The sequence below is a fragment of the Bordetella muralis genome (assembly GCF_965139205.1).
GTDB lineage: Bacteria > Pseudomonadota > Gammaproteobacteria > Burkholderiales > Burkholderiaceae_B > Bordetella_A > Bordetella_A muralis.
Genome location: NZ_CBCSIU010000005.1, coordinates 47,184 through 57,107, shown reverse-complemented (window position 1 = coordinate 57,107; position 9,924 = coordinate 47,184). Strand labels below are relative to the sequence as shown.

Here is a 9,924-nt window from a genome sequence, read left to right as displayed (position 1 = left end):
CGGCCACGTGAAGCGCCAACACGGTCACTGCCCCGCTTCGACGTCCAACAGAACTCATGTCCCCGTCCTACCCGTGCTGCAACGTCCGAGAGAACTCAAATCCTCCGTCAACGGGCCATCTAAACCGACCAGGCCAGAAAACCAGCACTGTCATAAAGCCGCGTTATTCCGGGCGAGATAAGCCAGCTCAAAAAAGGGGATGACCCAGAAAAACTGGCGAAAATTGAACAGGTGGTCCAAGACCTACCGACGGCCGTACAATAGTGCTCATGTACACCACCACCTTGAACATCGATCTGCACTGCCATTCCACTGTGTCCGACGGCATTTTGCCGCCGGCCGAGGTGGCTCGCCGTGCGCACGCCAATGGCGTGGATGTCTGGGCGTTGACGGATCATGACGAGGTAGGCGGTATCGCACAGGCCGGCGAGGCTGCGCGCGAACTCGGGATGCAGTTCATCACGGGTAGCGAGGTCTCGGTCACCTGGGCTGGGCAAACGGTCCATATTGTCGGCCTGGGATTTGACCCCGAAAATCCCGCGCTGCTGGCGGGCCTGCGCAATACGCGCTCCGGCCGTTCCGAGCGGGCGCGCCGCATGGGGCAGCGTTTGGCGGACATGGGTATGCCCGATGCCTATGAGGGAGCCATTCCCTTGGCCGGCAATCCGGACCTGGTCAGCCGTACCCACTTTGCGCGTTATTTGGTGCAAGCCGGGTATTGCCCGGATGTGCAGACTGTTTTCAACAAATACCTGGGCGACGATTGTCCGGGGCATGTCCCGATGCAATGGGCCACATTGCAGGACGCGGTGAGCTGGATCATTGGTGCAGGCGGACGTGCTGTCATTGCGCACCCTGGCCGCTATAAATACTCGTTGTTGCAGTTCAATGCGCTGTTCGACGAGTTTTTGCAGCTGGGCGGCGTCGGGATCGAGGTGGTGACGGGGAGTCACACCGCCGACGAGGCTCGTCACTACGCGGGCGTGGCTCGACGCTTTGGATTTCTGGCCTCGCGGGGTTCGGATTTTCATAGCCCGACAGAGAGCAAGGCGGATCTCGGTTCGTTGCCCCCATTACCCGACGATTTGAAGCCGGTCTGGCACGACTGGTTCTAGACAATAATGAACAAGGCTTTTGTTAAAGAGTCGGATCGCGACGGCGACGATGATTTGCCCGAGACACAGGCGTTGCCGGCGGGTACTCGCAACTACATGACGCCAGCGGGCTATGCCCGTTTGCGCGATGAGCTGGCTCACTTGATGAATGTCGAGCGTCCATCTGTCGTGCAGGTCGTGTCGTGGGCAGCCTCGAATGGTGATCGTTCTGAAAACGGCGATTATCTGTACGGCAAAAAACGCCTGCGCGAAATCGACCGGCGCATGCGTTTTCTGACCAAGCGCCTGGACATCGCCGAGGTGGTCGATCCCGCTGCGCAACCGAATCGCGATCAGGTTTTTTTCGGTGCCACCGTGACCTATTCGGACAAGGCTGGCGAGGAGCATGTCGTCACCATTGTCGGGGTCGACGAGGCCGAACCGTTGGCGGGCAAAATCAGCTGGATCTCGCCTGTGGCCCGCGCATTGATCAAAGCTCGCGAGGGGGACACTGTTGTCCTGCGCACGCCAGGCGGAGTCGAGGAACTGGATATTCTGGAAGTGCAGTATCCCGAGTAACGGCGGTCGCTGTGTCAATGCCTATGCCGCTAGCGTGGAGCCGATGAGGCGTCGTCCTGGCTACGCAGTGTGATATTGGGATGATCTGCGATGATCTGCTGCACAGTGTCGAAATAGGTGGCGCCTGTGCCGTTTTCCAGTGACTCCAGGTTTTTACGGAAGAGCGCCACGTTGAATTGGTCTGGATGCTTCAGTTTTTCCAGGTAATACTCCCGCGTGGCGGCGATACCGAGATCTGCACGGTTTTTTTCCATGTTTCGCCAGATCAGGACAATCGATTCTTGTCCGTGAGCTGCGCCATAGGCGCCATATAGCATGTCGTCCAACGCATCCAGGCTTGGCCCGAGCTGCCAGTCTTCGTTTGCCATGAACACGCGATTGATCTCCGCGTAAAACGATGGAATATCGTGAATATTGTTTCCGTCGAGAGTCAGGGTTTTGGTCGGCATGGCTGCTACGGCGTGTGGCGTCGGGCGTTGAACATAACAATAAAAAACACGGACGCCGATCGGCGTCCGTGCTGGAGGCGGGCTCTGTTGTCCGTGCCTTCCGGTCGGCGGCTGGTGCCGCCGTATCCCCTTGGGTTGCTGCTTATTTCTTGCGCGCGGCGATGGATTTTTCCGCGAGGTTGACCAAGTCTTCGCCGACACGTGGTTTCCACTTGTCGTAGACGGGCTTGGTCACGGCGACGAATGCCTTATGTTGATCCTCGGTCAGCGAGGTGACCGTCACGCCATGGCCTTCGATTTCCTTGAGTAAGGATGGGTCTTCGGGGGTCACGCCTTTACGGGCGATCGCGATTTCTTTTTTGCCGGCTTCGATGGCTGCTTCGCGGACGATCTTGCGATCGGCTTCAGACCAGGATTCCCAGACTTCGCGATTGACGACGAATACCAACGGATCGGCAACGTAATTCCACAACGTCAGGTATTTCTGAGCGACATCGTAAAGCTTTGCGCCGGTATAAATCGATAGGGGATTCTCCTGACCATCTACCGCGCCGCTGGCCAGGGCGGGCTGCGCATCGGCCCAGCTCATTTGGGTCGGGTTCGCGCCCAGCGCGGTGAAGGTGTCGATGTAAAGCGGCGAGCCGACGACGCGCAGTTTCAGGCCTTTCAGATCCTCGGGCTTGGAGATGGCGTGGCGCGAGTTGCTCAGCTGACGATAGCCGTTTTCACCCCAGGCCAGCGGCACGACGCCGGCTTTTTCAATGACTTTGAACAGCTCTTTGCCGACTTCGCCCTGCACGAGCGCGTCAATGGCGGCGTAGTCGGGCATCAGGAAGGGCAGGGAAAACAGGTTGAGCTGTTTGACTTGCGGCGACCAGTTGATGGTCGAGCCGACGGCCATGTCGATGACGCCCTGGCGGATAGCGGTGAACTCACGCGTCTGATCGCCCTGGACCAATGAGGTGCCGGGATAGACCTTGATGTTGATGCGGCCGTTGGTGCGTTCGCGCACGAGGTCGGACCAGATCACCGCGCCCTGGCCCCAGGGAAAGCTGGTGCCTACGACGATGGAGAGTTTGTATTCCGATTTGTAATTCTGGGCGTGCGCCGGGGTCAACGCGAATGCGGCTGCCGCGCACAAGGCGGCGCCGATCAGGTTGCGTAGCTTCATGGGGTTATCTCCTCGTGTTTGTGAAATTTATGCGTTATCAATGCAACGGCTGGGTGCGATGATCAATACCCCAGCTTGTGCGGCAGCCACAGCGCCAGTTGCGGAAACACCAATACCGAGACCAGCACCAGGAACATCGCCGCCAACAGCCACAGTACCCACGGGATCGTGGATTCCATAGGTACCCGGGCAATGCGGCAAGATACCATCAGATTTACAGCCAGGGGCGGGGTGAATTGACCCAGCGCCACTTTCAGCGTCAGGATGACGCCAAACCAGACGGGGTCCCAGCCATAGGCGTTGGCGATGGGCATCAGGAGCGGCACAAAGATCAAAAAGATCGATATGCCGTCCAGGAACATGCCCATCGTCATCAACAGCAGGATCAACAAGGACAGCACGCCCCATTCACCCAGGCCGGAATTGACGATGGCATGGGTGATCGGGTCAATGATGCTCAGTGTGGACAGCGCCCAGGCAAAGATGCCGGCCAGGGCGACCACCATCATGATGACGGCCGAGAGCTCCGCGGCTTCGCGCAATATGATGAACAGGTCGCGGACCTTGATCGTGCGATGGATGAACATGCCGACGAACAGGCCATAGAACACGGCAACGACGGCGGCCTCGGTCGGCGTGAACCAGCCCATCCGCATCCCGCCCAGGATCAGGACGGGGGCTGCCAGGCCCCAACTGGCCTCGCGCAGGCTGGCCCAAAAGGGCGGACGGGGCAGGTGGGCTTCCTGGATGCCGAGTTTGTGTTTGCGTGACAACCATACCGCGGGCACGATCAGGGCGATACCGGCCAAAATGCCGGGCACCATGCCGGCGGCGAACAGCGCGGGCACGGACGCGCCCGGCACCAGCACCGAATAGATGATGAATGCGATAGACGGCGGGATCAGGATGTCGGTGGCGGCGCCGGCCGCGACGACCGAGGCCGAAAACGGCGCGGGATAACCCGCTCGCGACATGGCGGTGATCATGACGGCGCCGACGGCTGCCGCGCACGCTGGCCCCGAGCCCGAAATGCCGCCCAGGAACATGGCAACGGCAATGGCGATCAGCGGCAGCATGCCGGGGCCGCGCCCGACGATGGCGATGGCCAGATCGACGAGCCGGCGAGCTACGCCAGACCGGTCGAAAATCGAGCCGACCAAGACAAACATCGGAATGGCCAACAAGGGATATTTGGCCAAGCCCGCGTAAAAGTTCTGAGGGACGGCCAGCAGGCCGAACCACGCGACATCGTGATTGGATATCGCAATGGCCAGCGTGCCCGCCACGCCCAGCGACACGCACACTGGGACGCCGATGACCATCAGGATGGCGAAGACGATGAAAAGCAGGGCAGCGATCATTGCGTTTTTCCCTGCAGAAGACGGCGCAGCGTGCCCAGCGTACGCAGCGCAATCGCCGCCGCCATGGCCGGCAGCCAGATCGAATACCACCACGTCGGCACGCCGATGGCGGGCGAGGTCTCCTCGTACATATATTCGTCCAGCACCAAGCGGACAGACAGTACGGTCAGCAAGATGAAAAACAGCAGGACGACGGTGTGCGAAATGATGGCCAGGCGTCGCTGGCGGGCCGGCGAGCCGCTATCGGCGACCGCCTCGATACGGATATGGTGGTTGCGGACAAATGCGCTGCTGCCCCCCGCCATGGTCAGCACGATCAACAGGAACACCGAGATTTCTTCGGTCCAGGCAAAGGACTGGTCGGTGAAATAGCGCACCAGCACGTTGACAAAGGTGATCAGGGCGAGAATGGCCAGTACGCCGACGGCGAGCCAGTCTTCGAGAGCCAGGGGGACTTTGACGTCAGGATCGGGGGCGGCGGGGATGATGGGTTCGGCGGGATTGGCCGAGTCGACGGGGACGTCTGGGAGGGACATGGGCAACAGCAGCTTGGAATAGGGCAGTAATCGGAAAACAGGAAACGCAGATAACCCGGGATAAACAGCAGCCCGGCTAGCGCACGCATGCCTATGCAAACCGGCCGGAGCAAGCCATGCAGGCCATACGGGCCAGGATCGCAGCATCCTACCGTTGACGGCGTCCCGCGTTAGTGCGTGTTTTCCCGTGGATGAAGGGCTTTCGCAACATGTTGCGGCACGGAAATTACCCGCGATTTGGCCTCAGGAGAGGAGATTTTCTGGCCGATCTTCCAGGGGCGGTGATCGTTTGCTGCATAGCGGCATCAGGGGGTGGCGTGATTTTGAATTATTTTGTAACTCCGGCATGAGAGGGTTTCTGCATAACTTTAGGGGGATTCGCTCCGGAAATCCCTGAAAAGGTAAAATGCCTGTTTTGCTTCTTTCCACTTTCCAAACGGCGCCCGCATCGTGTCTCTCGTCCAGCATTTGCCCGGTTCTTCTGTCCTTTCCGCCTTTCGCCGCGAGCGTCTCCTGGCACAGCTGCAAGAGGCGGGCCTGCCTGTCGCAGACGTTTCCGCCCGCTACGAACATTTCATCAGCACGGATACCGCCCTGGATGACGCCCAGCAGCAGCAATTGACGCAGTTGCTGGACTACGGCACCCCCGTAGCCGGCGAGGCGCCGGCCAAGAGCCTGACACTGCTGGTGATCCCCCGCCTGGGTACGATTTCCCCGTGGGCCAGCAAGGCGACCGATATCGCCCACAACTGTGGCCTGGCTGCGGTGCGGCGTATTGAGCGCGGCGTGCGTTATTTCCTGGTGCCCGAGCGCGGCCTGCTGGGCGCGAAAACGCTGGATGATGCGATGTTGGCCCGTGCGGCCGATTGCTTGCACGACCGCATGACGGAAACAGTGGTGGGAGCGGATTTTGACGGTCAGGCGCTGTTTCAGACCCTGGCAGGCAAGCCCATGCGCACGGTCGCCGTGCAGGCCCAGGGGCGCGATGCTCTGGTCGAGGCCAACACGACATTGGGCTTGGCGCTGTCCGAGGACGAGATCGATTACCTGGCGCAGTCGTTCACCAGCCTGGGGCGCGATCCTACCGACGTGGAACTGATGATGTTCGCCCAGGCCAATAGCGAGCATTGCCGCCACAAGATTTTCAACGCCCAATGGGTGATTGACGGCCAGCCGCAGTCGGAAACGCTGTTCGGCATGATCCGCGCTACGCACAAGGCCCAGCCTCAGGGCACGGTCATTGCGTATTCGGATAACGCAGCCGTCATGGAAGGCGGCGCCGCGCAACGTTTCCAAGCCGGTGTGCCGTCGTCTGACGGGCAGGGCAGCGAGGCTGCGCGCTATGTGCGGCGCGATGCCACCGTGCATACCCTGATGAAGGTCGAGACGCACAATCACCCCACGGCGATTGCGCCTTTCCCTGGAGCCGCGACGGGTGCGGGCGGAGAAATCCGCGACGAGGGCGCTACGGGCCGTGGATCTAAACCCAAAGCCGGTCTGACGGGCTTTACCGTGTCGCATTTGCGTTTTCCGGATGCCATGCAGCCCTGGGAAGCCGATCATCACGGCTTGCCCGACCGTATCGCGTCGCCGCTGTCCATCATGATTGATGGTCCCATCGGCGGTGCGGCGTTCAATAACGAATTCGGCCGGCCGAATCTGTTGGGTTATTTCCGGACGTATGAGCAAACCGCGGGCGATACGCGCTGGGGTTATCACAAGCCCATCATGATCGCAGGCGGTCTGGGCAGTATCGATGCCGAGCTGACCAAGAAAGAAATCATTCCTCCTGGTGCCTTGCTGATCCAGCTGGGCGGCCCGGGTTTCCGTATCGGGATGGGCGGCGGCGCGGCATCCAGTATCAGCATGGGCAGCAACTCCGCCGAGCTGGACTTTGATTCGGTGCAACGCGGCAACCCGGAAATCGAGCGTCGCGCGCAAGAGGTCATCGATCGTTGCTGGCAGCAAGGTACGAACAATCCGATTCTGGCGATTCACGACGTGGGCGCGGGCGGCCTGTCCAACGCGTTCCCCGAGCTGGTCAATGATGCCGGCCGTGGCGCGGTGTTCGATTTGAAGCGTGTGCCGCTGGAAGAGTCCGGTCTGTCGCCGGCGGAAATCTGGAGCAACGAGTCGCAAGAGCGCTACGTGCTGTCGATCTTGCCGCAGGATCTGGAGCGTTTCGACGCGATCGCGCGTCGTGAGCGTTGCCCCTATGCGGTGGTGGGCGTGGCGACCGAAGAGCGTCAATTGCGTGTGGTGGATGGCGAAGGCCTGCCGGGTGTGGATACGGCTGCGGTCGGTGAGAGCGCGGCGGTTGTGGACGCTGCGGCCGCGGGCGACACCAATGCACGGCCAGTCGACGTACCGATTGATGTGATTCTGGGCAAGCCTCCGCGCATGACGCGCGATGTGCAGCGCTTGCCTGGCGTGTCGGAGCCCTTGGACCTGGTGGGCATCGACTTGACCGAGGCGGCTTATCGCGTGCTGCGTCATCCGACGGTGGCCAACAAATCGTTCTTGATCACCATTGGTGACCGCACGGTGGGTGGGTTGTCCAGCCGTGACCAGATGGTTGGACCATGGCAGATCCCGGTGGCGGATTGCGCGGTCACGTTGGCCGATTACGAGGGTTTCCGTGGCGAGGCCATGGCGATGGGCGAACGCACGCCGCTGGCGGTGCTGAATGCGCCGGCATCGGGCCGTATGGCTGTTGCCGAGGCGCTGACCAACCTGGCTGCTGCCGATGTGGCACGCCTGGAGGACATCAAGCTGTCGGCCAATTGGATGGCTGCGTGCGGTGTCGACGGTCAGGACGCTGCCTTGTATGACACGGTGTCTGCGGTCAGTGAACTGTGCCAGGCCACGGGGCTTTCGATTCCGGTCGGTAAAGACTCTTTGTCCATGAAGACATCGTGGAATCAGGACGGTGAAAATCGCCAGGTCGTGGCACCTGTATCGTTGATCGTGACGGCGTTTGCGCCGGTCGGCGACGTGCGTGCCAGCCTGACGCCGCAGTTGCGGGCCGAGGTGGGCGACAGCGTGCTGATCGTCATCGATCTGGGGCGTGGCCGCCATCGCATGGGCGGCTCTATCCTGGCGCAGGCCTACAACCAGGTGGGCGAAAGCGTGCCGGATATCGACGAGCCGCAGGATTTGCGCGCTTTCTTCGTGACGATTCGCACGTTGGCCGAGGCCGGCGTGTTGTTGGCGTATCACGATCGTTCCGACGGCGGTCTGTTTGCAACCTTGTGCGAAATGGCGTTTGCCGGCCGCACCGGGATTTCGGTCAACCTGGACATGCTGACCTTTGATGCAAACTCGGCGGATTGGGGCGATTACAAGATCCGTCCCGAGCAGGTCGCGGTGCAACGTGATGAGCTGACGCTCAAGGCACTCTTTACCGAGGAAGCCGGCGCGGTGATCCAAGTCCCCGCATCCGAGCGCGATGCGGTGATGCAGGTTCTGCGCGGCGCGGGTTTGTCGGCGCATTCGCATGTGATTGGCGGGCTGAACGATACCGACACGGTCGAGTTTTATCGTGACGGTAAAAAGATCTGGAGCGAGCCGCGTGCCGATCTGGGTCGTGCGTGGAGCGATGTCAGCTACCAGATCATGTCGCGCCGGGATAATCCTGCTTGCGCACAGGCAGAGTTGGATACGTGGAACGATGTCAAGGATCCGGGTCTGTCGCCGCGCGTGGCCTTTGATCCGCAAGAGGACATCGCCGCGCCGTTCATCGCGACGGGCAAGCGTCCTCGTGTTGCGATTTTGCGTGAGCAGGGTTGCAACAGTCAGGTTGAAATGGCCTGGGCGTTTGATACGGCGGGTTTTGATGCGGTCGACGTGCACATGACCGATTTGCTGTCGGGCCGTATTGATCTGAGCACGATGCAGGGTCTGGTGGCTGTCGGCGGCTTTAGCTATGGCGATGTGTTGGGCGCCGGTGAAGGTTGGGCGCGTACGATTCGCTTTAATAGCCGTTTGTCGGATCAGTTTGCGGCGTATTTCGGGCGTTCGGATACCTTTGGTCTGGGTGTGTGTAATGGTTGCCAGATGATGGCGGCATTGGCGCCGATGATTCCTGGTGCGGAGTTCTGGCCGCGATTCACGCGCAACCAATCCGAGAAATACGAGGCGCGTTTGTCGCTGGTCGAGTTGGCTGCGTCGCCGTCGATTTTCTTCCAGGGAATGGAAGGGACGCGAGTGCCTGTGGCGGTGGCGCATGGCGAAGGCTATGCGGACTACAGTAAGCAAGGCGACGCGGGCAAGGTGCTGGTCGCTGCGCGGTTTATCGACAACCATGGCAAGGCGACGGAGGCTTATCCGTTCAACCCGAACGGCAGTCCGGATGGACAGACGTCGGTGACGACTGCGGACGGACGCTTTACTGTGATCATGCCGCACCCTGAGCGTGTGACGCGTAATGTGATGATGTCTTGGGCGCCTCAGCAATGGGGGACCGCAGATAGTGGTGGTGCTTATAGCCCTTGGATGCGGATGTTCCGTAATGCTCGGGTTTGGGTGGGGTGAGCGTTACCTCTTGAGGTGAAAAAGGCCTGGCTTTTTAGCTAGGCTTTTTTTTTGCCAGGATGACCTAAAACAGAAATGCCCTCCTTAGGGCCGCTAATCGACGGTGCAGAGTCGGTTGTTGTTGGGGTGGTAAAGGCGGTAACGTTGGCGTTCTTTTGGACGTCGAGGCTGNGCAGTGGCCGCGTGAGGGCTTCGTGGGAT

The 9,924-nt window shown here is 60.6% G+C and carries 7 protein-coding genes; 3 read left to right on the top strand and 4 right to left on the bottom strand.

The annotated features are described in order from the left end of the window. Positions 1 to 269 precede the first annotated feature (269 nt). Positions 270 to 1,115, top strand: a complete 846-nt coding sequence (locus ACNA0I_RS10000; protein ID WP_415805852.1) for a 3',5'-nucleoside bisphosphate phosphatase — start codon at positions 270 to 272, stop codon at positions 1,113 to 1,115. A 6-nt stretch (positions 1,116 to 1,121) separates the two neighbouring features. Then, positions 1,122 to 1,673: a transcription elongation factor GreB gene (gene greB, locus ACNA0I_RS09995; RefSeq protein ID WP_415805851.1), complete on the top strand. Its 552-nt coding sequence runs from the start codon at positions 1,122 to 1,124 to the stop codon at positions 1,671 to 1,673. A 29-nt stretch (positions 1,674 to 1,702) separates the two neighbouring features. Here the strand turns inward: greB and ACNA0I_RS09990 are convergent, their stop codons facing one another. The 4 genes from ACNA0I_RS09990 to ACNA0I_RS09975 all read right to left on the bottom strand — a co-directional run bounded on the left by ACNA0I_RS09990 (position 1,703) and on the right by ACNA0I_RS09975 (position 5,190). After that, positions 1,703 to 2,122, bottom strand: coding sequence for a barstar family protein (locus tag ACNA0I_RS09990; RefSeq protein ID WP_415805850.1), 420 nt, complete (start codon positions 2,120 to 2,122; stop codon positions 1,703 to 1,705). A 142-nt stretch (positions 2,123 to 2,264) separates the two neighbouring features. Further along, positions 2,265 to 3,293 carry a DctP family TRAP transporter solute-binding subunit gene (locus ACNA0I_RS09985; RefSeq protein ID WP_415805849.1) on the bottom strand — a complete coding sequence of 343 codons (1,029 nt, stop codon included), beginning with the start codon at positions 3,291 to 3,293 and terminating at the stop codon, positions 2,265 to 2,267. Positions 3,294 to 3,355: 62 nt separating this feature from the next. Further along, on the bottom strand, positions 3,356 to 4,654 hold the full coding sequence (locus ACNA0I_RS09980) for a TRAP transporter large permease (RefSeq protein ID WP_415805848.1): 1,299 nt from the start codon (positions 4,652 to 4,654) through the stop codon (positions 3,356 to 3,358). After that, entirely contained in the window at positions 4,651 to 5,190 is a 540-nt protein-coding gene (locus ACNA0I_RS09975) for a TRAP transporter small permease (RefSeq protein WP_415805847.1), read from the bottom strand. The genes ACNA0I_RS09980 and ACNA0I_RS09975 overlap by 4 nt, the downstream gene beginning before the upstream one ends. Positions 5,191 to 5,640: 450 nt before the next feature. Here ACNA0I_RS09975 and purL point away from each other — a divergent pair, with 450 nt between their 5' ends. Beyond that, positions 5,641 to 9,723: a phosphoribosylformylglycinamidine synthase gene (purL, locus tag ACNA0I_RS09970; RefSeq protein WP_415805846.1), complete on the top strand. Its 4,083-nt coding sequence runs from the start codon at positions 5,641 to 5,643 to the stop codon at positions 9,721 to 9,723. Positions 9,724 to 9,924 lie beyond the last annotated feature (201 nt).

Excerpts from the sequence above, each read along its gene's own strand:
- ACNA0I_RS10000 (WP_415805852.1), top strand. The coding sequence starts at position 270 with ATGTACACCACCACCTTGAACATCGATCTGCACTGCCATTCCACTGTG.
- ACNA0I_RS09985 (WP_415805849.1), bottom strand. The coding sequence starts at position 3,293 with ATGAAGCTACGCAACCTGATCGGCGCCGCCTTGTGCGCGGCAGCCGCA.
- ACNA0I_RS09975 (WP_415805847.1), bottom strand. The coding sequence starts at position 5,190 with ATGTCCCTCCCAGACGTCCCCGTCGACTCGGCCAATCCCGCCGAACCC.
- ACNA0I_RS09990 (WP_415805850.1), bottom strand. The coding sequence starts at position 2,122 with ATGCCGACCAAAACCCTGACTCTCGACGGAAACAATATTCACGATATT.
- greB (WP_415805851.1), top strand. The coding sequence starts at position 1,122 with ATGAACAAGGCTTTTGTTAAAGAGTCGGATCGCGACGGCGACGATGAT.
- ACNA0I_RS09980 (WP_415805848.1), bottom strand. The coding sequence starts at position 4,654 with ATGATCGCTGCCCTGCTTTTCATCGTCTTCGCCATCCTGATGGTCATC.